Consider the following 20,399-nt stretch of genomic DNA (forward strand, 5'->3'; position numbering starts at 1 on the left):
GCGCATGCAGGTTTTCTGGTTCATTCCCACCCACGGCGACAGCCGCTACCTCGGCACGGCCGAGGGCGCCCGCCCGCTCAGCCACGACTATGTCAAGCAAGTCGCCATCGCGGCCGACAGCCTGGGCTACGAGGGCGTGCTGATTCCCACGGGCCGCTCCTGCGAGGACCCCTGGGTCGTCGCCTCCAGCCTGATTCCGGTCACCAGGCGCCTGAAGTTCCTGGTCGCCGTGCGTCCCGGCCTGCACCAGCCCAGCCTGGCGGCGCGCATGGCGGCCTCGTTCGACCGCCTGTCGGGCGGGCGGCTGCTGATCAACCTGGTCACGGGCGGCGACCGCGCCGAGCTGGAGGGCGACGGCGTCTTCCTCGACCATGCGCAGCGCTACGAGCAATCGGCCGAGTTCATCCGCATCTGGCGCGAGATCCTTGAGCGCAGCCATGAGGGCGGCACGCTCGACTACGAAGGTGAACACCTCTCGGTCAAGGGCGCCAAGCTGTTGTTCCCGCCGCTGCAAAAGCCGTATCCGCCCGTGTACTTCGGCGGTTCGTCCGAGGCCGCGCACGACCTGGCCGCCGAGCAGGTCGATGCCTACCTGACCTGGGGCGAGCCCCCGGCCGAGGTGGCCAAGAAGATTGCCGATGTGCGCGAGAAGGCGGCGCGCCATGGCCGCAGCGTGAAGTTCGGCATCCGCCTGCACGTCATCGTGCGCGAGACCGAGGACGAGGCCTGGGCCGATGCCGATCGCCTGATCAGCCGCCTCAAGGACGAGACCGTGGTTCAGGCCCAGGCCGCCTTCGCGCGCATGGACTCGGAAGGCCAGCGCCGCATGGCCGCCCTGCATGCCGGCGGCAGCCGCCGCACGCGGGCCGAGCTGGAGATCAGCCCCAACCTCTGGGCCGGCGTGGGCCTGGTGCGCGGCGGCGCGGGCACGGCCCTGGTGGGCGATGCGCAGACCGTGGCCGACCGCATCAAGGAGTACGCGGACCTGGGCATAGACACCTTCGTGCTGTCCGGCTATCCGCACCTGGAAGAGGCCTACCGCTTTGCCGAGCTGGTCTTCCCGCTGCTGCCGCTGTCCGTGCGCGACAGGCTGGCTGGCGGCGTGGGCGGGCCGCTGGGCGAGACCGTTGCCAACCTGTACTCGCCGCGCGCGTCGCAAAGCTGAGGGAGTCACGCATGTCCGATGCACGTACCGCTACTGCGCTGCCGGCCTCCTCGGCCCCCCCGGCCGGCGATTCCTGGTCGCCGCTGCTGCGCTTTGCGGCCGGCGTGGGCCGCCGCCTGGTGCCCTGGCTGGTGCCGCTGGCGCTGATCGCCGTCTGGCAGGCCGCCTCGGCGTGGGGCTGGCTGTCCACGCGGGTGCTGCCCGCGCCGCTGGATGTGCTGCGCGCCGCGCAGGCGCTGGCCGAGTCGGGAGAGCTGCTCAAGCATGTGCAGGTGAGCGCGGGCCGCGCGCTGGGTGGCCTGGCCATCGGCGGCGGGCTGGGGCTAGCGCTGGGCCTGCTCACGGGCTCGCTGCGCTGGGCGGAGACGCTGCTGGACTCCACCATCCAGATGGTGCGCAACATTCCCGCGCTGGCGCTGATTCCGCTGGTCATCCTGTGGTTCGGCATCGACGAGAGCGCCAAGCTGTTCCTGATCAGCGTGTCGGTGTTCTTTCCCATCTACCTGAACACCTTCCACGGCATACGCAATGTGGACCCTGCGCTGATCGAGATGGGGCGCAGCTACGGCCTCACGCGCTGGCAGCTGTACCGCGAGGTCATCCTGCCGGGCGCGCTGTCCTCCATCCTCGTCGGCCTGCGTTTTTCGCTGGGCCTGATGTGGGTGATCCTGATCGTGGCCGAGACCATCTCGGCGCAGTCGGGCATCGGCTACCTGACCATGAACGCCCGCGAGTTCCTGCAGACCGACGTGGTGCTGGTCGGCATCCTGCTGTACGCCCTGCTGGGCAAGCTGGCCGACTGGTTTGCGCGTGCGCTGGAGCACTGGTGGCTGCGCTGGCATCCGGGCTACCAGCCCAAGTGACACAAGGAGCACGACATGAGCCGATGGAACCGCATGAAGACCACGCTGGCACAGGCCGTGGAGCTGAACACCACCGCGCCGGCGATGGCCTGGGAGGCCTCGTTCGACGCCGATGGCCTGGACGTCAGCGACCGCCTGGCCCAGAACGACGATGCGCCGCAGTCCGCATCCCCCCAATCCGCACCGCGCCCTGGCGTGCGCCTGCAGGCCGGCGGGTTGACCAAGCGCTACGGCCAGCGCGAGGTGCTGCACGAAGTGCAACTGCAGGTGGAGCCTGGCGAATTCGTCGCCATCGTGGGCCGCAGCGGCTGCGGCAAGAGCACCTTGCTGCGCCTGGTCGCAGGCCTGGAACAGGCCACGGCCGGCACCCTGCTGCTGGACGGCGAGCCCGCCCGCGCCGTGCAGGGCGCGCAGGGCGGCACGCGCATCATGTTCCAGGATGCGCGCCTGCTGCCCTGGCGGCGCGTGCTGGCCAATGTGACGCTGGGCCTGCCCGCCTCGGCCCAGGAACGTGGCCGCGAAGTGCTGGCCCAGGTCGGCCTGGCCGACCGCGCGGGCGAATGGCCGGCGCGCCTGTCTGGCGGCCAGCGCCAGCGCGTGGCCCTGGCGCGCGCCCTGGTGCATCGCCCGCAACTGCTGCTGCTGGACGAGCCGCTGGGCGCGCTCGATGCGCTCACCCGCATAGAGATGCACCGCCTGATCGAAGGCCTGTGGCAGCGCCACGGCTTCACGGCCCTGCTGGTCACGCATGACGTGCAGGAGGCCGTGGCCCTGGCCGACCGCGTGGTGCTGATCGAGGACGGCCGCATTGCGCTGGATGAACGCATCGCCCTGCCACGGCCGCGCGTGCACGGCAGCGTGGCGCTGGCGGCCATCGAGCAACGCATTCTCGACCGCGTGCTGCAAAAGCCCGCCGCCGAGCCCGAAGCCAATCCGCTGACCGACACCACGGCCTGGCCCGGCGTGCCGGCCCATGGCCTGCGCTGGGCGGTCTGACTTTCCGTTTTCCCCAACCTTCCTTTGATTCCTTTTGATCCCCAGGAGAAAAACATGTCCATTCAAGCCATCAACGTGCGCAACCAGTTCAAGGGCCAAGTGCGCGAAATCATCCGTGGCGATGTCGTTTCCGAAGTCGACGTGCAGACGCCCTGGGGCGTGGTCACCTCGGTGATCACCACGCGCTCGGTGGACGAGCTGGGCCTGGTCGTGGGCTCCGACGTGGTGGCCCTGGTCAAGTCCACCGAAGTGTCCATTGCCAAGCTCTGAGGCCAAGCTCTGAGGCCAGGCACTGAAGGCACTGCCGATGCTCAACCGCCCCAGAGCATCGGCTTGTTGACCATGAGGTAGTAGGTCACGGCCATGGCAATGAAGGCCGGGTAGCCCAGCGCCTCCCAGCGCCGGGCGTAGACGGCATACAGCGCGGGCAGGGCGGCCTGCGCTGCGTGCGCGCCGCGCGCCATGGCGGCCATGCGCACCTGCAGCCAGACCACGGGCAGCCAGCAGGCGCCGGCCAGCAGGTACAGGCCCAGCGACAGTGCCAGCCACGGCGTGGTCAACGGCCAGCCCGCCATGTGGGCCAGGGCAATGCCGCTCAAAGGCTGTATGACCACGCAGGGCGTGGTGAACCACCAGTCCGCACGCACCACCAGGCGGCTGACCACGGCCTGGGCAGCGACGCTGCCGCTGCGGTTGGCGAAGAACATGTAGAAGGCCGAGCCCAGGCCGGTGCCGACCAGCAGCACGCTGGACGCGATATGCAGCGTCTTGAGCAACAGGTAGAGATTCATGCGGACTCCTTGGACGTGACGGGCGCCGACATCAGGTGCAGCAGCATGGCTGCGATCGGCAGGTTCTTGAGCAGCGGCCCCAGCGGATGCAGCCACAGCGTGGGCTGCAGCGCCGTGGCCAGTACGGTCATGGCGGCCATCAGCAGCAGGGCCGCCAGATAGCTCTTGCGGCCGGGCAGCAGCCACAGCGCCAGGCCCACGGCCAGGTCGGCGAGCAGGCCGCTCCAGATCAGGAATGTCTGCCAGCGCGCATCGTGGATGCCGGCATCGGCCAGCACCTGCACGCTCAGGCCGCGGTGCTCGATGGCGCTGACCAGGGCCGTGCCCAGCCAGACGGCGATCAGGCTCAAGTGCATGGTGCGCAGCGGCGCTGGAACGGTGCGAGAGCGGCGCTCATCCATGGCGCAAGGTGGACAGCAGTTGGGAGGGCGCAACGCCGGGCCGGCCCAGCAGGCCTTGCAGGCCAGCCGGATCAGTGACGTTGTCGCTGGCCAGCATGGCCAGTGTCTCGCTGCACCAGGGCGAGGCGCTGACCCAGTCGCCAGCGCGTGCGCTGGCGCGGGTGAGCCAGCCGGGCAGCGTGCCCACGCGAGCGGGGGCGCGGCCCATCTGCGCGCGCAGGCTGGCAATCAGCGCGGCCAGCGGCAAGGGCAGGGGGCCGCCGATCTCGATCATGCCCACGGGCTCGGGGCGCGTCACCAGGCCGGCCACGGCCTCGGCCAGGTCGCGCACGGCCACGGGCTGCACGCGGGCCTGCAGCACGGGGCGCGGCAGCAGCAGCGCCGGCAGGCGCGCCATGGACAGGAACATCTCGCTGCTGGCGCCGCCAGCGCCGAACACCACGCTGGGGCGGACCACGCAGCCTTGCAGATGGCCGGCTGCCGTGAGTGCCAGCAGATGCTCGTCAGCGGCGCGCTTGGTGGTGGCGTAGCGCGTGGCACTGCCTTCTATGCCCAGGGCAGAGATCTGCACCACGCGCCGCACGCCGGCCGCCGCGCAGGCATCGAACAGGGCGATGGGGGCCTTGGCATGCATGGCATCGATGGGCCGGGAGGCGCTGTCGCGCAGCACGCCCACGGCATTGACCACGGCATCCACGCCCGCCAGGTGCGGCAGCCAGGCGTCGGGCGTGGTGGCCTTGGCGTAGTCGAGCGCAGGCAGTGAATGGCGGCTGCGCGCCACGGGGTCGTGGCCGGCCAGTGCCAGCAGGTTGACGATATGGCGGCCGATGAAGCCGTTGCCGCCGCAGACCAGAATGCGCATGGTGACCTCCAGTTTCTCTTGTGACGGAAATTTCAGGCTCGGCGTCCGCGCTTGACACGGGTGTCAGCGGCCTCGGAGCGCACGAAGCGCTGCACGCTGGCGCCCAGGCGCAGGAGCTTGTCCAGCGTGGAGGGCGACAGCCGCAGCATCTCGTCGGTCCAGATGCCCAGCGACTCCATGAGGCGCAGCGTCTCGTGCACGCGGTCCTGGGTGTCGGGGGATTCGGCATCGAAACCGGGCTCGGCGATCAGTTCGCGCAGCATCTCGGCGGTCGGGTCGAACTCGCGCTGCTTGCGCTCCCGCACGATGGTGCGCAGCAGCTCCCAGACATCGGACGAGGTCTCGAAGTAGTCGCGGCGGTCGCCGGGCCTGCGGCTGATGCGGATCAGCTCCCAGTCCTGCAGTTCCTTGAGGCTGTTGCTCACATTGGAGCGAGCGGCGCCCAGCGTGCCGGCAATCTCTTCCGCATTGAGCGGGCGGCCATGGAAAAACAGCAGGGCGTGGATCTGGGCGACCGTGCGGTTCACTCCCCAGGAGCTGCCCATGTCGCCCCAATGGTGGATGAAACGGTGTGCGATGGGACTCAGTTGCATTGCCTCAGTGTCTGCAGACCTGAAATTTCTGTCAAGAGAGAAATTTGTGAAAGCTGAAAAATCCAGACCGGCTGCAGCGCGGAGGCGGCACCTGGCGGGGCGCGGCATGTGCTGCTCCATAATGCTGGGCAGCCTGGCCTGCCACCCAGTACATACACAGGCGGGCCGCCGTTTTGAGGGGAACACCATGACTGCTGTGCAAAACCTGCGTGCCATCACCGTGCTGGCCGCCTGCGCGCTGGCGCAGGCTGCGTCTGCCGCCTGCTATTCCGTCTACACGCCCGAGCAGGAACTGATCTACCGCTCCAACCGCCCGCCGGTGGACCTGACCTTGCCGCTGCACCAGACCGTGGACAAGATCGAGCGCGGCGCCACCATGGTGTTCACGCTGGACGAGTTCAACTGCCTCACTGAAGTCAACCTGCTGGCCGAACGCGAGCAACTGGCGCGTGCACGCCAGGAGCGCCAGCGGGACCTGGGCCGCAGCAGCACGCCGCGCTCCTGAGGGGCAAAAGCGAGTTCGGGGCTTTTTTGGGGGGCCGCCACCAGGGCAATCGGAGAGCCTGAGACAATCTGGCCCCATGAGTGAACCCCGCGACAACAAGATCCCCGACAACCTGCCCGAAGCCGACGCCGACGCCCCTGCACTGCCCGAAGGCTGGCTGCAGGTGCTGTCCATGGATATGGACGCCCAGGGCGTGGCCCGCAAGAGCGATGGCAAGGTGGTATTCATCGACGGCGCACTGCCGACCGAGCTGGTCAGCGCCAATACCCATCGCAAGAAAAACAACTGGGAAGCCGCCAGCCTGACGGCCATCCACCGCGAATCCTCCCAGCGCGTGCGCCCCGGCTGCCCCAACTTCGGCTTGCATGCCGGCGCCTGCGGCGGCTGCAAGATGCAGCATCTGCACGTCGCTGCCCAGGTGGCCATCAAGCAGCGCGTGCTGGAGGACAACCTCTGGCATCTGGCCAAGGTCAGGCCCGAGACGCTGCTGCGCCCCATCGAGGGTCCGTCCTGGGGCTACCGCTTCCGCTCGCGCCTGTCGGTGCGCTACGTGGCCAAGAAGGGCAAGGTGCTGGTGGGCTTTCACGAGCGCAAGAGCCGCTACATCGCCGACATGGAGACCTGCAAGGTCCTGCCACCCCATGTGGATGCCATGCTGCTGCCCATGCGCGCGCTGATCGCCTCCATGGATGCGCGCGAAACCTGCCCGCAGATCGAGGTCGCCTGCGGCGACTCCGTCACGGCCCTGGTGCTGCGCCACCTGGAGCCGCTGTCCGAGGACGATCAGGCCCGGCTCCGCGCTTTCGCGGCCGAGCACAACGTGCAGTGGTGGCTTCAACCCAAGGGCCCGGACACCGTGCACCTTATGGAGCAGGGAGGCGCCCAGCTCGATTACGGCCTGCCTGATTTCGGCATCACCATGCCGTTCAAGCCCACGGACTTCACCCAGGTCAATCCGCACATCAACCGCGTGCTGGTCACGCGCGCGCTGCGCTTGCTGGATGTCAAGAAGGATGAGCGCGTGATCGACTGGTTCTGCGGTCTGGGCAACTTCACCCTGCCCCTGGCCACGCAGGCGCGCGAGGTGCTGGGCATCGAGGGCAGCGACACCCTGGTCAAGCGCTCCCATGAAAACTACGCGGCCAACAACGCGCAGCGGGCGGAGGGCGACAAGCTCGCGCCCACGCGCTTTGTGGCGCGCAACCTGTTCGAGATGACGCCCGAGATGCTGTTCGCCGACGGCGTCGCCGGCAAGTGGCTGGTCGATCCGCCGCGCGAAGGAGCGTTTGCGCTGTCCAAGGCCCTGGCCGACATCCACCAGGCGCGCATCGGCGCCGAAGGCGCCGAGCCCCTGCCGGCAGGGCATGAGGCCTGGCGCTTTCCAGAGCGCATCGTCTATGTCAGCTGCAATCCCGCCACGCTGGCGCGCGATGCCGGTCTGCTGGTGCACCTGGCCGGCTATCGCTGTGTTTCGGCCGGCGTGGTCAACATGTTCCCGCACACGGCCCATGTGGAGAGCATGGCGGTGTTCGAGCGTCGCGTGGACTGACGGCGGCCCCGCAGGCCCTGCATGAAAAAGCCGTGGCCGCTTGAGGGCGCCACGGCTTTTTTGCGGCCGGATCCGGATGCCTGCCGGATCAGCTGCGATTGCGTCCTGCCGAAGGCTCGGCAGGCACATCTTCCTTGTCGCTGCGGCGGCGGTCACTCTGGCCCAGGACCGAAGGCGTGCCCTCGATCTTGTTGGCGCGCATGTATTCGTCCATATCCTTCCAGCCTGCGAACACCAGGGCCTTGGGCGATTTGGGGTTGAGCGTGTAGCAGTCCTCCAGCCCGCGCAGGGCATGGCGGCAGGCCCCGCCAATGGCCTTGGCCTCGGCCTCCTTGGCGACGGCGCGGGGGTCCGGCCCCAGGCCCGGAATATCATCCAGCTTGCAGCCGGCAAGCAGCGTGGGCAGCAGCAGGATGGCGAAGGTGCGGGGAAGATTAGGCATGGTCATCTTGACGAGATTATCGGCACGACCCGGAAAAAGTTGAGCCCGCCTTGCACGAATGATGATCCCGGACATGCAAAAGGCCTCCCGAAGGAGGCCTTTGGTGTTGCAGCACGCAAGGCGCAGCCTTGGCGCGTGCGGCATCAGTCGCGTTCGCCACCCATGATGCCCAGCAGGGCCAGCAGGCTCTGGAACACGTTGAACAGGTCCAGGTACAGGGCCAGCGTGGCGCTGATGTAGTTGGTCTCGCCGCCGTCCATGATCTGCTTGAGGTCATAGAGCATGTAGGCGCTGAAGATGCCGATGGCCGCCACCGAGATCGCCATCATGCCGGCCGTGGAGCCGATGAAGACGTTGATGATGGAGCCCACGAACAGCACCAGCACGCCCACGAACAGGAACTTGCCCATGCCCGACAGGTCGCGCTTGATCACCGTGGCCAGCGAGGCCATGACCAGGAACACGCCGGCCGTGCCTGCAAAGGCGGTCATGATCAGCTCGGAGCCGTTCTTGAAGCCCAGGATCATGCCGATCATGCGCGACAGCATCAGGCCCATGAAGAAGGTAAAGCCCAGCAGCACGGGAATGCCGGCTGCCGAGTGCTTTGTCTTCTCGATGGCGAACATGAAGCCGAAGGCGCCGCCCAGGAAGACGATGAGCCCCAGACCGCCGCTCAGCGAGCGCGTGATGCCCGTGGCCACGCCCAGCCAAGCGCCCAGCACGGTGGGGAGAAGACTCAGGGCCAGCAGCCAGTAGGTGTTGCGCAATACGCGATTGCGCTCTTGCTGCGAGACACCGTAGCCCGCAGAGCCCAGTGTGGTGACTTGATCATTCATGTGGCCAGTCCTCCGAAGGAGTGTTGTTGCGACTTGCCCATTCTAGGTGGCGGCTCGCGCGCCGCTTGCAATACCCCGAGCCTCTGCCATGGTTTGGTTTCGAATGTTTTGTTCTGCGCATGCATTGTCAGTCCTCATACGATTGCTATGCTTATAGGACATTTGTGATGGAATGGATAACTGCAATCTTATGAAGACCAAGCATGAACTCGAACTGGCCGACGTGAAGGCCATTGCCGCCGCCGCAGAGGCCGAGGCGCTGAAGAACAAGTGGGCCGTGACCATTGCCATCGTCGATGACGGCGGTCACCTGCTGTGGCTGCAGCGCCTCGATGGCGCCGCCGCAGTCTCGGCCCATATCGCTCCGTCGAAGGCCCGTTCGGCTGCCCTGGGCCGCCGCGACACCAAGGGCTATGAAGACATGATCAACAACGGCCGTACGGCCTTCCTGAGCGCCCCCACGGTGGACGGCCTGCTCGAAGGCGGCGTGGCCATCATGAAGGACGGCCAGTGCCTGGGTGCCGTGGGCGTCAGCGGCGTCAAGGCCAATGAGGATGCCCAGGTGGCCAGCGCCGGCATTGCGGCTCTGGGTCTGTAAAAGCCCCTGATGCACCCTGCATGAATCTGCCTTTTGGGCCGATTCATGAGGCAAAGAAAAAGCCCCTGTACCTCAGTACAGGGGCTTTTTCTTTGAAGCGATCCACATTGCAGCGCAGGGAAAAAATGCTTGGCTACGCAAAATCCGAAGATTCTGTTGGCTGGCTAATCGACCTTTGGGACTGGAAGCCCCAAGGTCGCCCCACGATGAAACAAAGAAGCGGTCAGCGGACCCGAACATGACCCGCCGACGGCTGCAATCTTGGTTATTTGGTCAGGATGAGCTTGCCCAGCTTGGTGGCCTGCAGACGATAGGGTGTGCCGTTGTGCACGATGGTCACAGCCTTTTGCCCATTGAGCAGCAAGGTGCTGTCGAGTCCGCTGGCGGCCCCGCTGAGGGCTGCGGATGCTGCGGCCTGCAGCGCTGCAAAGGCCTGGGCTGTGGAGTTGCCGGACAGATGCGAGGTGGCGGCGGAAGTGGCAGACATGCAGGGAATTCCTCAAAAATTGGAAAGTTTTGTGAATGATAACAATTCTCAATTGAAAATCAAGTGAGACTTACTCTCATTGTGGTTTCTGCCCCCCGAACGACCGAACGCCTGATCACCTCGCGAGCTTGTTCCAAGAGCGGGCCGCAATGGAAAACGGCCCCGAAGGGCCGTTGTCGCTGAGCGCCAGGCAACGAATGCCGCTCTCGCGGCCTACTTGACGGGGTCCGTCACAAAGCCGATCTTGCGCACGCCAGCACGCTGGGCGGCGGCCATGGCCTGGGCAACACGCTCGTAGCGCACTTCCTTGTCGCCCTGGATGTGCAGGTCGGGTTGCGGCTCCTTGGCTGCCTCGGCCTTGAGGTTTTCCTCGAACTGCGTATCGCTCACGGCCACGCCATTCCAGTGGTACTGGCCATCAGCGGACACGGCCAGGCGCACGGTGGCGGGCTTGACGTCTTCGGGCTGGTTGGTGGCGCGGGGCAGGTCCACGTTCACCGAATGCTTCATCACCGGCACGGTGATGATGAAGATGATCAGAAGCACCAGCATGACGTCGACCAGCGGCGTCATGTTGATCTCGTTCATCACCTCTTCGCCGTCATCATCCATTGTTCCGAATGCCATGGCTTACGCGCCTTTCTTCAGCGGCAGCACATTGCCGGCTTCCTTGCCGTCGATGGACACGCGGGCGCCGGTCACGAAGTAGGCGTGCATGTCGTGGGCAAAGCTGTTGAGTGCGTTGAGGATGGACTTGTTGCCACGCACCACGGCGTTGTAGCCGAGCACAGCCGGAATGGCCACGGCCAGACCCAGGGCCGTCATGATCAGCGCCTCGCCGATGGGGCCTGCCACCTTGTCGATGGAGGACTGGCCCGACAGGCCGATGGCGACCAGTGCGTGGTAGATGCCCCAGACGGTGCCGAACAGGCCGATGAAGGGGGCTGTCGAGCCCACGGAGGCCAGAATGGCCAGGCCCGATTGCAGGCGGGCCGTGAACTCGCTGATGCCGTTGCGCATGCAGCGGGTCACCCAGTCGCTGATGTCAAGCGTGTCGTGCAGGTGGGCGCTGGTCTTGCGGTGGTGGGCAGTGGCTTCGCGGCCTTCGAGCACCAGATAGCGGAAGGGGTTGGATCGGTCATTGCCGAGCTTTTCCAGGCCGCTGGCCAGGTCGGGGCTGTGCCAGAAGTCCTGGGCGTTGCGGGCGTACTTCTTGAACTTCACGATGTCCAGGGCCTTGATGATCATCACCAGCCAAGAGGCCACCGACATGGCCAGCAGGATGACGGCGACGGCACGGGTGACGAAGTCTCCCTGCGTCCAGACGTGGGCAATGCCGAATTGGGAATCCATGGATACTCCTGAGAATCAATTGAGGGTGAATTTGACCGGCACCGTAACCCACATGGGGGTTGGCGTGCCGTTGCTCTTGCCGGGGACGAACTTCCAGTTCTTGACGCCGTCCACGGCCTGCTGGTCCAGACGGTCGTAGCCGCTGGATTTGCTGACCTCGATCTTCTGAGGCAGGCCTTGCGCATCCACGAAGATGCGCAGCATCACGGTTCCCTGCTCGCCCATGCGCCGGCTGATGGCAGGGTAGTTGGGTGCCGGGTTGTTCAGGTAGGCGGCATTGTTGGATGGCAGCTCGATCTTGGGCGGTGCCGGAGGGGCAGGAGGCGCGGGCGGGGCAGGTGGGGCGGGCGGTGCCGGGGGGGCCGGCGGTGCCTCCACCACGGGCTTGGGCTCGTCTTCCAGCGTGCCTCGCGGCGCCGCAGGTGCCGGCTTGGGATCGGCAATGGCCTTGGGCAGAGGCGGCGCCTTCTTCACGACCGGCTGTGGCTTGGGGGGGGGCGGTGGCGGCGGAGGTGGCTTGGGGGCCTCGGGCTCGGGCGCGGGTGGCGAAATGAATTCCGCGATCACCTGGGCTGGCACGATGACCTCTTCGGGGGCGCGCTGGAGCAGGCCATGCTGCATCGCCCAGAGGGTTGCTGCATGCAAGACCACGACCGAACCCGCGATGGCCACGTTACGGCCAAGGCCCCCGGGGGGGCCAAAACGATCAGACTGGGACATAGAGACAGAAGGAGCTGACAGCGGATAGGTGCCGGGTGCTGTCGCTCGGAAGACGGGGTATCAGCTGCGCAGGATCCACCAGGTGCATGTAACGACGAGGATCAGGCTGCCGACAAGTGCTGAGAGGAGGACCATGCTTTGCTCTCCAGGATATTGTTGGCAAGCTGGACGGTCTGGGCCGCGATCTCGTTGTGTATGGCCGCCACGGGCTGGGTTGCGCAGCATTGCGCCACCACATCCCGGGCACAACTCTCGCACCGGCCGCACTGCATGGCGATACCCAATTCGAATTGGATTTCGTCAAAGCTCATGCCAGCGTGAGCGTGGCGTGCGATCTCACGGTCGGAAACCCGGCGACATACACAGACGATCATGGCTACAGGCAGTAATGGCTGGCTATTGATGAGATGAAAAATTATAAATGAGAATTCATCGCATTTGCAATTCTTGGTTGTCTGTAGGGCTGTATGGCCTTGCGCTTTACTCGGTATCCAGCAGTTCCACAGTGGCCTGCGCGAGGGTTGCACAGCCTGTCAGGGCCATGGCGACCTCCAGTTCGTCGCGCAGCAGCCTCAGTACGTGGGCCACGCCAGCGGCACCTGCATTGGCCAGACCCCAGATTATCGGGCGGCCTATCAGCACAGCCGTTGCACCGAGAGCGATGGCCTTGAGCACATCGGTGCCTCGCCGTATGCCGCCGTCGGCGAGCACAGGGAGCGCATGGCCCGAGTTGCGCAAGGCCTTGGTGACGCGCGGCAGTGCGGTGGCCGTTGCGGGAACGGTATCCAGCGTGCGTCCCCCGTGGTTGGAAACAATGATGCCTGCCACGCCCGATCTCGCCGCCTGCAGCGCGTCAGCCGGATGCAGCACCCCCTTGAGCAGCACTGGCAGGCGCGTCTGCTGCTGCAGCCAGGCAACGTCATCCCAGGTGGGCGCATGCTGCAGCAGGCCGTCGAACAGTGCGCTCTGGTCCGGTGTGAGTCGGACGGCCGGAGATGGAGCCAGGCCCTGCAGATTGACGGCAGAAATGCCGGCGGGAAGGCTAAAGCGCGCGCGGCGTTCACGGTCCCGTACGCCGCTGGCTGGGGCGTCCACCGTCAGCACCAGCGCTTCGTAGCCTGCCGCCTCGGCCCATTCGATCAATTGCCTGGTAAAGCCCCGGTCGTGCTGCAGGTACAGTTGGAACCATAGCGGCCCGCGGGTCGGCGTGAGCTGTGCGGCCTTCGCCACAGTCTCCAGCGGCAGGCTGGCCTGGGTGCTGAGCACCATGCCCGCGCCCAGCGCCGCAGCCGCATAGGCTGTTGCAAGCTCTGCGTCGGCATGCGCCATTTGCTGGAAGGCCATGGGGGCGACCAGCAGGGGGCAGGCCAGCTCTCGCCCCAGCAGTTGCAGCCGTGTGTTTCCCCCTGCAAGAGGCCTGAGTACGCGTGGCCACAACGTGAGCGCATCCCAGGCGCTGCGGTTGGCGGCAAGGCTGTGCTCATCGGCCGCGCCGCCCGAGAAGTAGGCCCAGGCGTTGTCGTCCAACCGCTGCCGCGCCTGGATCTCGTGGTCGGCCAGATTGATGATGCCGTCGGGAACGGCTTGCAGTGCGGGCACTTGGCTCATGGCATTGGAGGGTGGGCGATGGCGCATCGCCGGTGGCAGACATCCGGAAAAAAGAAAAGCCGGCCCATGGGCCGGCTTTCATCCGTGGGGCAGGCCCGGGGATTACTTGACGTGCTTGCCGATCAGGCCAGCCATCTCGAACATCGAGACTTGGGGCTTGCCGAACACTTCCTTGAGCTTGGCATCAGCGTTGATCATGCGCTTGTTGGCAGCGTCTTGCAGCTTGTTGGCCTTGATGTAGACCCACAGCTTGCTGATGATCTCGGTGCGGGGCAGGGGGGTGGAACCCACCACGGCAGCCAGAGCGGGGCTGGGGGTGAGGGGTTTCATGAAGGCGGCGTTGGGAGTGCGCTTCTTTGCGGGAGCTGCCGGAGCAGCCGTTGCCTTCTTTGCAGTTGCCATGTTGCTTGTTCCTAGTATGGAGTGGATTCTTTACCAGCGAAAAACCGTCGCTATCCACTGGCAGGCTGATGCTAATGGGAAAAAAACGGTCTTCCAAGCTCACCCGTCAAATTTTTGCCTCGATTTGTTGCTGTGGCGCTGTTTTTTGAAGAGTTTTTGCATTCCTGCTCCCTTTCGGGGGCCGCCATGGCTGGAGGGCCGTCGGAGTCAGCGCTCTCAGAGGAGGCGGGCCTCGCTTGTGGAAGAAGGTTCCGAAGAGAGTTTTCGGGCGGGCCAGGTAGCCACAAAAATGCCCAGCAGGGCGATCGCGAAGGCCAGCGCCTGCATGGATGTGACCCGTTCGCCCAGCACGCACATGCCGACCAAGGCGGCGCTGATCGGCAGCAAAACCGTGAAAGTGCCCGCCTGCGAGGCTGGCACGCTGCGCAGGCCCGTCATCCACAGCCATACGGTCCACACGCAGGCAGCCAGGGCGTAGAACAGCAGCAGTCCCCAGATGCTCCATTGCACGCTGCCGAAGTCGAAGTGCCAGGCCAGATACAGCCCGAAGGGAGTTGACAGCGCAAATCCCCAGAGGTTGACGATGGATGTGATGCGTTTGGGCCCCAGGGATGTGGTCAGGCGCTTGCCGATCACGGCGTAAAACGCCTCGCAAAGCACGGCGCCGACGAGCAGCATCTGCCCCAGCCATGCCTGCGACGAGGTCGAAGAGACTGCCGCGGTGCCCGCGTCGGGGCGCGACAGTGCATACAAGCCTATGCCGGTCACAGCCAGTGCAATGGCCAGCCAGGTACGCGCGGCCACGCGCTCGCGCAGGAAAAGCCAGCTCATCAAGGCCACGGCGGCCGGAATGGCGGCCATGGTCACGCCTGCCGTGACGGCGCTGGTCAGGCTGACGCCGGTAACCATGCAGATGGTGAAGAGGAAGTTGCCGAACAGCGACTCCAGGAACAGCAGTCCTTGTGTGCGGCGCGGCAAGGGAGCCTCGTCAGCCGGCTTGCGCAGCCATCGCAGCATGGCGATGGCTCCTATGCCAAAGCGCAGCCAGGCCAGCAACAGCACCGGAAAAATGGCGGCCAAGGGTTTGGATAGGGCGACATAGCTGCCGACCAGGGACATGCTCAGCGCCAGGCAGGCATAGGCAGATCTGCGATGGGAGGTGTTCACGGCTTGTGGAGTTTGGGGCGGCGGTGGCGCTGCCTGAACGCGCGATGGTACCTGCGGGCACGGCAGGCACCCGTGACATACCTGTGTCGCGAATGCTTGCCATGCTGTGGCAATTTTTCACTGCATGGAATCTTCTTTTTGCATTATGAAAAATTGAATTGCTGCGTTGCGCCATTTTTTCTCAATACGAGAAATGCAATTTCACATTGAAAAATATGAAAATAAGCTGTTGATTTTTATGAAGAAAAATTTAGTCTTGTATAAGACACAAGATGTTGATTGGGTCTTCTATAAGACTTAAATTTGATCCCAAGGCCGACGCAAGAAAGCCGCTTGTTTCAACAACCTCCCAGGAGAGCAACATGCCCCAATCCCTGACCCAGCAACTGAGCCGCGAACAACAGATTTCCGCCCTTGAGAAAGACTGGGCGCAGAACCCCCGTTGGAAGGGTGTCAAGCGTGGCTACAGCGCCGCTGACGTGGTGCGTCTTCGCGGCAGCCTGCAGCCTGAATACACGCTGGCCCAGCGCGGCGCGGAACTGCTCTGGGACAGGATCAACGGCGGTGCCAAGAAAGGCTACGTGAATGCCTTTGGCGCCATCTCTGCGGGCCAGGCCATGCAGCAGGCCAAGGCCGGCCTGGAAGCGGTGTACCTGTCGGGCTGGCAGGTGGCTGCCGACGGCAACACCAGCGAAACCATGTACCCCGACCAGTCGCTGTACGCCTATGACTCGGTGCCCACCATGGTGCGCCGCATCAACAACACCTTCAAGCGCGCCGACGAAATCCAGTGGAGCCGTGGCATCAACCCCGGCGACAAGGAATTCATCGACTACTTCCTGCCCATCGTGGCGGATGCCGAAGCCGGCTTCGGCGGCGTGCTCAACGCGTTCGAGCTGATGAAGAACATGATTGCCGCTGGCGCGGCAGGCGTGCACTTCGAGGACCAGTTGGCCGCCGTGAAGAAGTGCGGCCACATGGGTGGCAAGGTGCTGGTGCCTACCCAGGAAGCCGTCGAGAAGCTGATCTCCGCGCGCTTTGCCGCTGACGTGATGGGCGTGCCCACCATCGTGCTGGCCCGTACCGATGCTGAAGCCGCCAACCTGATCACCTCCGACCATGACGCCAACGACAAGCCGTTCCTGACCGGCGAGCGCACGCAGGAAGGCTTCTACCGGGTCAGGAACGGCATGGAGCAATCCATCAGCCGCGGCGTGGCCTACGCACCCTATGCAGACCTGGTGTGGTGCGAAACCGGCGTGCCTGACATCGGCTTTGCCCGCGAGTTCGCCCAGGCCGTGCATGGTGCCTGCCCAGGCAAGCTGCTGAGCTACAACTGCTCGCCGTCGTTCAACTGGAAGAAGAACCTCAACGACAGCCAGATTGCCTCCTTCCAGGAAGAGCTGTCTGCGTTGGGCTACAAGTTCCAGTTCATCACGCTGGCCGGCATCCACATCAACTGGTTCAACACCTTCAAGTTTGCCTACGCCTACGCCAACGGCGAAGGCATGAAGCACTACGTGAACATGGTGCAGGAGCCCGAATTCGCAGCCCGCGAACAAGGCTACACCTTCGTGTCGCACCAGCAGGAAGTGGGTGCAGGCTACTTCGACGACGTGACCACGGTGATCCAGGGTGGCTCGTCCAGCGTCAAGGCACTGACCGGCTCCACGGAAGAGGAGCAATTCCACTGAAGCGCGGCTTCGGTGAGTGCAACTTCAGGTAGATAGGGGTGAGAAAGCGCCCGGGGCCTTGTGCTTCGGGCGCTTTTTCTTTGGCTGGGGAGTGCAATAACCATTGTCAGGCTGATGCGCACGACTGGCGGTGTTCGGCCAAGAGCAGTCGGTGGCGCTTAGGAAAAGCAGACACTGAGCGTTCGAGCAAAGCCTGCCGTAGCGGGTCAGCTTGAGCGCGGGGTTAGACCTTGGCCGTTGAAATCTCGTAGCTCGAGAGTATCTGGGTCGACTCGCTCCGGATCGTACGAGACAACATTGCCATCTGTGTCGTAAAGGACACCATCACGCTGGCGGAGATAGGCGCCTTCCTCAATGAGCCTTTCGACAGCTGCAAAGTACTCAGATGTGCCGCACTTCAACTGACTTGCAACCCGTCGATGCAGCCCAGGCTTCCAAGGCTGAGCAGGAAGTAACGCCTTAACGCTGGCGACGAATTCATCAGTGATTAGCTTCATCGGACCTGTGTGCTTCGCTGACGACGCAATCACTGAAGGCCAAACTGACAATGACTTGACGTCGTTGATTCCGTACTTCTGGGCCCAATGCTCACATGCAGCTAGAGTGTTCCGAAAAGAGGTCCAGCCTCCCATTTTGGTGTTTGTCGATAAAATTTGGTTCAGTTCTCGCCATATACGCTCCACCTCAGCATGTGTGATTATCGCGAGGTCGAAGTTTGCAACGTCCCTTGATGTGTATGTGAATCGCCCGAAGTGCTGTGCAAGCAAGAGAAACGCGGTGATGTAGCGCCATCCCTTCAGAAATTTGTCTGTGACCTTCGCCTGCGGTCGTAATGTCTCCAGTTCAGCGTCCACCCTCTTGAGGATGCGCACAAGCATTGGCCATGCATCGAGTGGCGTACCTGGGTCAAAAACGGACTCATAAGAAGACGGATTTCGCATGAACTTGGAGCGAAGCGAGGCAGCTGCGCTCGGAGCCTTTAGTATCAGCGCAACAAATCCGGCTGCCGCATAGAGGGGCGACACCAACTCAGCTGGAGCATGGCCCTGATTGGCATAGTAGTTCTTGCGCCTCTCGTAGAACAGCCCGTGCCGCAGCATCACATCTTCGATGTCGCGTTGAATCTTGTCAGTCGCATGTAGCGACGCCAGCTCAACGTCTGTCTGGTTGTTCGTTGCCCGAATGATCGCGTCACGAACGGCTTCCTGCTTGGTTACGATCACCTTGACCAGCACGCAACGATCGTCCGATGGTGAATCGGTGTAGACAAAGTGCCTAAAAATGGACTCCGTCGTTTGGAGACCGTTGACGATCTGGATGTCGCTGGCTTGAATAGACTTTCCAGTGATGGCAGCAGATGTGGCGAGAATAGTGACGCCGTTATTAAGCCACCAGAAGTCTGGAGAGTCAGGGCCTTCGAGTGTCGCCTTGATGTCTTCGTTGACTCTGTTGAGGCCCATGAAGGCCCTAACATTTGAGTCGAAGAGGTATCGGCGGAGCTTTCCCTGGTCAGAAATGAAGTGGAAGTAGTCTGAGATTCGGGCAAGAACGACGTAACGCTCACCCTTGGCAAGTGCCTCTACAAACGGGAGCTCGAGTGTGTAGTTTGGAATCTTGCGATGCAGCTCAACTAGTTCAGTTGCACCGACAAACGTGAACTTCGCTCGGCACGATCCGAAGCACTCTTCAACCAAGGCTTCGATCTGCCGCCCACGTGCCTTGACCTCATCACCCATGTCTGAGGTGTCGCCTCTCGAAGAGTAGTACACGTCCATCGAGAAGCTGCCAAGTCTCGGTGAGAGCTTGCGATATGCAAACTTCAGATTTCTTCTCATCCTGAGCAAGGCCTCTGAGTAGGCACCGGTCAGCGAAGAATCCTCAAGAGAAAAGTCCAGCAGTTCCGTCAGTGTCGCGATGAGTGCATCAAGTGTCGCCTGCTTGAACGTATCGTGATGCTTGCAGGTAATGAGAACGACCCGTAACTCAGAGTTTGATCTCGGCCAAATAAATGCTTCAGGATCCTGAAGCAAGTGTCCGTTAACGAGTATGAAAAAGCCGTCTACTCCGCCGTCCTGCCTCCCATCGATTGAGCCATGGAGTATTTCTTCTGAGGAGAGGTCGTGGTCTTTGAGAATTTGCTCGAAGGCGAGGTATTCAAATGCTTCATCTCGCTTCTCCGAGGGAAGGTGAAGCGACACGCGATCATCGATGATCCCGTCGAGAAGGAGTCGGTCGTTCTTGGCCATGCGTCGTGAGCTAGTGAGTGGATTTCGGGGGCTAACGTGATTTATCCCGCAAAACCTGCGGGATAAACTGGACCGTGCGGGGCATTCTGGACATTGATTCCTCCGGGAGGTTGCTTGCAGGATGGTTTTTCAAGCACGCACCTGTTTAAATGTCTGGGTATAAGAATTCTGCGAACCCCGGGAAGCGTACTCTCGATGGAAGGGTTAGGCATAGACTCCGAGGCGGTCTTGAAGTTCCTCTACAGATAGGCTGTCTAGCTCCTCCTTGCGCAAGAGAGCGATCACGTCTTTCCCTTTCCTCCCGAGCGCCTCATCTTTGATTCTGGTCACCAGCGAGGAGTACTTCTCGACTGCTCCCGCCTCTTGGTCCAATACGATGAGCAGCACGCTATTGGGGAGGCGATTAGTTAACTGGGAATAGATCGTTCTGGCATAGATGCTTTTTAGGAAGGACTCCTTTAACCAGCCGTAGTTAAAGCCTCGGCGGATGTACTTCACTTCAATGATGTAGTCCTTCGTTAGCATGGCTTTGCCTCGAAGCAAGACGTCGAGCTCTACTCCACCAATCATCTTGTTTGCTTCGACATCAAACTTTTTGTGATAAATCTCTTGAAGTCGACGCGTGACCTTTGCTTCTATGTCGGCATAGATCGCCCCATTGATTTTCCTGTTTTTCGGTGTGGCGCGCGGTACGGCCTCTTGCTCGTCTGCCTTCCGTTCGTTTGATGCCTCGATCTCGTCTTTAGTCGCATCACGGAGGGCGGTCTTTTTAAGCTCTACTTCAATCCGCGTTTGCTCGTCTAGCAGAACCTGATTGGCAAGCCATCGCTTCAACCCTATGTAGATGAAGGCCACCCCGCAGGCGAAGGCCACTGCGGAGAACCAAGGGATAAAGCGCAAAACGAAAGCGACGGCTTCCTGCCGATTCTGAATCGCGTCCCGAGCCACTTGCGTAACCGTCTTTAGTTCTGCTTCAGACCTGAATAGATCAAACGGTTCTTTGAGGAAGAGCCAAGGAGCGAGAACGGCAAGTGAGATGAGGACTACTCCAAGGGAAACGACAAACTTGTATAAGTCTCCGAACTCAAATTTCATTGGCTTTCCCTGATATGCCTAACGCC

The 20,399-nt window shown here is 63.1% G+C and carries 25 protein-coding genes; 9 read left to right on the top strand and 16 right to left on the bottom strand.

Going from position 1 to position 20,399, the window contains the following annotated elements; genetic code table 11:
* Positions 1 to 4 precede the first annotated feature (4 nt).
* Genes ssuD through ACF8O7_RS27880 form a run of 4 tightly spaced genes read left to right on the top strand, consistent with a single transcriptional unit; the run spans position 5 to position 3,294 of the window.
* On the top strand, positions 5 to 1,165 hold the full coding sequence (gene ssuD / locus ACF8O7_RS27865) for an FMNH2-dependent alkanesulfonate monooxygenase (RefSeq protein WP_012206437.1): 1,161 nt from the start codon (positions 5 to 7) through the stop codon (positions 1,163 to 1,165).
* 11 nt (positions 1,166 to 1,176) lie between these two features.
* Positions 1,177 to 2,028 carry an aliphatic sulfonate ABC transporter permease SsuC gene (ssuC, locus tag ACF8O7_RS27870; RefSeq protein WP_209672327.1) on the top strand — a complete coding sequence of 284 codons (852 nt, stop codon included), beginning with the start codon at positions 1,177 to 1,179 and terminating at the stop codon, positions 2,026 to 2,028.
* A 15-nt stretch (positions 2,029 to 2,043) separates the two neighbouring features.
* Positions 2,044 to 3,024: an ATP-binding cassette domain-containing protein gene (locus tag ACF8O7_RS27875; protein ID WP_392445093.1), complete on the top strand. Its 981-nt coding sequence runs from the start codon at positions 2,044 to 2,046 to the stop codon at positions 3,022 to 3,024.
* Between the two features lie 54 nt (positions 3,025 to 3,078).
* A complete protein-coding gene (locus ACF8O7_RS27880) occupies positions 3,079 to 3,294 on the top strand; it encodes a molybdopterin-binding protein (protein WP_012206434.1) in 216 nt (71 codons plus the stop codon).
* 41 nt (positions 3,295 to 3,335) lie between these two features.
* Here the strand turns inward: ACF8O7_RS27880 and ACF8O7_RS27885 are convergent, their stop codons facing one another.
* The 4 genes from ACF8O7_RS27885 to ACF8O7_RS27900 are packed head-to-tail and all read right to left on the bottom strand — an operon-like array spanning position 3,336 to position 5,671.
* Positions 3,336 to 3,815, bottom strand: a complete 480-nt coding sequence (locus ACF8O7_RS27885; RefSeq protein ID WP_034395341.1) for a DUF2269 domain-containing protein — start codon at positions 3,813 to 3,815, stop codon at positions 3,336 to 3,338.
* A complete protein-coding gene (locus ACF8O7_RS27890) occupies positions 3,812 to 4,216 on the bottom strand; it encodes a DoxX-like family protein (RefSeq protein ID WP_209802827.1) in 405 nt (134 codons plus the stop codon). Before ACF8O7_RS27890 ends, ACF8O7_RS27885 begins: the two co-directional genes overlap by 4 nt.
* Positions 4,209 to 5,078, bottom strand: coding sequence for an NAD-dependent epimerase/dehydratase family protein (locus ACF8O7_RS27895; RefSeq protein WP_016448330.1), 870 nt, complete (start codon positions 5,076 to 5,078; stop codon positions 4,209 to 4,211). The genes ACF8O7_RS27890 and ACF8O7_RS27895 overlap by 8 nt, the downstream gene beginning before the upstream one ends.
* 32 nt (positions 5,079 to 5,110) lie before the next feature.
* Positions 5,111 to 5,671, bottom strand: coding sequence for a GbsR/MarR family transcriptional regulator (locus tag ACF8O7_RS27900; RefSeq protein WP_392445098.1), 561 nt, complete (start codon positions 5,669 to 5,671; stop codon positions 5,111 to 5,113).
* Positions 5,672 to 5,858: 187 nt separating this feature from the next.
* Here ACF8O7_RS27900 and ACF8O7_RS27905 point away from each other — a divergent pair, with 187 nt between their 5' ends.
* Positions 5,859 to 6,176: a hypothetical protein gene (locus tag ACF8O7_RS27905; protein ID WP_017405967.1), complete on the top strand. Its 318-nt coding sequence runs from the start codon at positions 5,859 to 5,861 to the stop codon at positions 6,174 to 6,176.
* Between the two features lie 76 nt (positions 6,177 to 6,252).
* Positions 6,253 to 7,725, top strand: coding sequence for a 23S rRNA (uracil(1939)-C(5))-methyltransferase RlmD (rlmD, locus tag ACF8O7_RS27910; RefSeq protein ID WP_392445101.1), 1,473 nt, complete (start codon positions 6,253 to 6,255; stop codon positions 7,723 to 7,725).
* Positions 7,726 to 7,813: 88 nt separating this feature from the next.
* Here the strand turns inward: rlmD and ACF8O7_RS27915 are convergent, their stop codons facing one another.
* Positions 7,814 to 8,242 carry a hypothetical protein gene (locus tag ACF8O7_RS27915; protein ID WP_016448327.1) on the bottom strand — a complete coding sequence of 143 codons (429 nt, stop codon included), beginning with the start codon at positions 8,240 to 8,242 and terminating at the stop codon, positions 7,814 to 7,816.
* Positions 8,243 to 8,310: 68 nt separating this feature from the next.
* Entirely contained in the window at positions 8,311 to 9,003 is a 693-nt protein-coding gene (locus ACF8O7_RS27920) for a Bax inhibitor-1/YccA family protein (protein WP_012206426.1), read from the bottom strand.
* 190 nt (positions 9,004 to 9,193) lie between these two features.
* Between ACF8O7_RS27920 and ACF8O7_RS27925 the strand changes: the two genes are divergently transcribed.
* Positions 9,194 to 9,601: a heme-binding protein gene (locus tag ACF8O7_RS27925; protein WP_017405970.1), complete on the top strand. Its 408-nt coding sequence runs from the start codon at positions 9,194 to 9,196 to the stop codon at positions 9,599 to 9,601.
* A 20-nt stretch (positions 9,602 to 9,621) separates the two neighbouring features.
* The gene (locus tag ACF8O7_RS27930) at positions 9,622 to 9,843 is read left to right on the top strand and encodes a hypothetical protein (protein WP_126312043.1); all 222 of its coding nucleotides are present in this window, start codon (positions 9,622 to 9,624) and stop codon (positions 9,841 to 9,843) included.
* Between the two features lie 23 nt (positions 9,844 to 9,866).
* On the opposite strand, the gene ACF8O7_RS27935 is transcribed toward ACF8O7_RS27930, so the two are convergent.
* The 8 genes from ACF8O7_RS27935 to ACF8O7_RS27970 all read right to left on the bottom strand — a co-directional run bounded on the left by ACF8O7_RS27935 (position 9,867) and on the right by ACF8O7_RS27970 (position 15,338).
* Positions 9,867 to 10,088, bottom strand: coding sequence for a hemin uptake protein HemP (locus tag ACF8O7_RS27935; RefSeq protein ID WP_016448325.1), 222 nt, complete (start codon positions 10,086 to 10,088; stop codon positions 9,867 to 9,869).
* Positions 10,089 to 10,301: 213 nt separating this feature from the next.
* Positions 10,302 to 10,715: a biopolymer transporter ExbD gene (locus tag ACF8O7_RS27940; RefSeq protein WP_016448324.1), complete on the bottom strand. Its 414-nt coding sequence runs from the start codon at positions 10,713 to 10,715 to the stop codon at positions 10,302 to 10,304.
* Between the two features lie 3 nt (positions 10,716 to 10,718).
* Positions 10,719 to 11,441 (bottom strand): MotA/TolQ/ExbB proton channel family protein, encoded by a 723-nt coding sequence (locus tag ACF8O7_RS27945; protein ID WP_016448323.1) that lies wholly within the window; start codon positions 11,439 to 11,441, stop codon positions 10,719 to 10,721.
* Positions 11,442 to 11,456: 15 nt separating this feature from the next.
* Positions 11,457 to 12,161: an energy transducer TonB gene (locus ACF8O7_RS27950; protein WP_016448322.1), complete on the bottom strand. Its 705-nt coding sequence runs from the start codon at positions 12,159 to 12,161 to the stop codon at positions 11,457 to 11,459.
* Positions 12,162 to 12,262: 101 nt separating this feature from the next.
* On the bottom strand, positions 12,263 to 12,535 hold the full coding sequence (locus tag ACF8O7_RS27955; RefSeq protein WP_016448321.1) for a bacterioferritin-associated ferredoxin: 273 nt from the start codon (positions 12,533 to 12,535) through the stop codon (positions 12,263 to 12,265).
* A 106-nt stretch (positions 12,536 to 12,641) separates the two neighbouring features.
* Positions 12,642 to 13,769 carry an alpha-hydroxy acid oxidase gene (locus ACF8O7_RS27960; RefSeq protein WP_392445104.1) on the bottom strand — a complete coding sequence of 376 codons (1,128 nt, stop codon included), beginning with the start codon at positions 13,767 to 13,769 and terminating at the stop codon, positions 12,642 to 12,644.
* Between the two features lie 102 nt (positions 13,770 to 13,871).
* Entirely contained in the window at positions 13,872 to 14,171 is a 300-nt protein-coding gene (locus tag ACF8O7_RS27965) for an SWIB/MDM2 domain-containing protein (protein WP_012206418.1), read from the bottom strand.
* A 216-nt stretch (positions 14,172 to 14,387) separates the two neighbouring features.
* Positions 14,388 to 15,338, bottom strand: a complete 951-nt coding sequence (locus tag ACF8O7_RS27970; RefSeq protein ID WP_047218085.1) for a DMT family transporter — start codon at positions 15,336 to 15,338, stop codon at positions 14,388 to 14,390.
* 362 nt (positions 15,339 to 15,700) lie between these two features.
* Between ACF8O7_RS27970 and aceA the strand changes: the two genes are divergently transcribed.
* The gene (gene aceA, locus ACF8O7_RS27975; protein ID WP_392445106.1) at positions 15,701 to 17,032 is read left to right on the top strand and encodes an isocitrate lyase; all 1,332 of its coding nucleotides are present in this window, start codon (positions 15,701 to 15,703) and stop codon (positions 17,030 to 17,032) included.
* A gap of 206 nt (positions 17,033 to 17,238) precedes the next feature.
* Here aceA and ACF8O7_RS27980 read toward each other — a convergent pair whose 3' ends face one another.
* Together ACF8O7_RS27980 and ACF8O7_RS27985 are read right to left on the bottom strand one after the other, a co-directional pair.
* Complete coding sequence (locus ACF8O7_RS27980) at positions 17,239 to 19,278, bottom strand: AIPR family protein (protein ID WP_392445109.1); 2,040 nt, start codon at positions 19,276 to 19,278, stop codon at positions 17,239 to 17,241.
* A gap of 204 nt (positions 19,279 to 19,482) precedes the next feature.
* Complete coding sequence (locus ACF8O7_RS27985; RefSeq protein WP_392445112.1) at positions 19,483 to 20,373, bottom strand: hypothetical protein; 891 nt, start codon at positions 20,371 to 20,373, stop codon at positions 19,483 to 19,485.
* Positions 20,374 to 20,399: the final 26 nt, after the last annotated feature.

Source organism: Delftia sp. WSY_16, assembly GCF_043104415.1.
Taxonomy (GTDB): domain Bacteria; phylum Pseudomonadota; class Gammaproteobacteria; order Burkholderiales; family Burkholderiaceae_C; genus Comamonas; species Comamonas tsuruhatensis.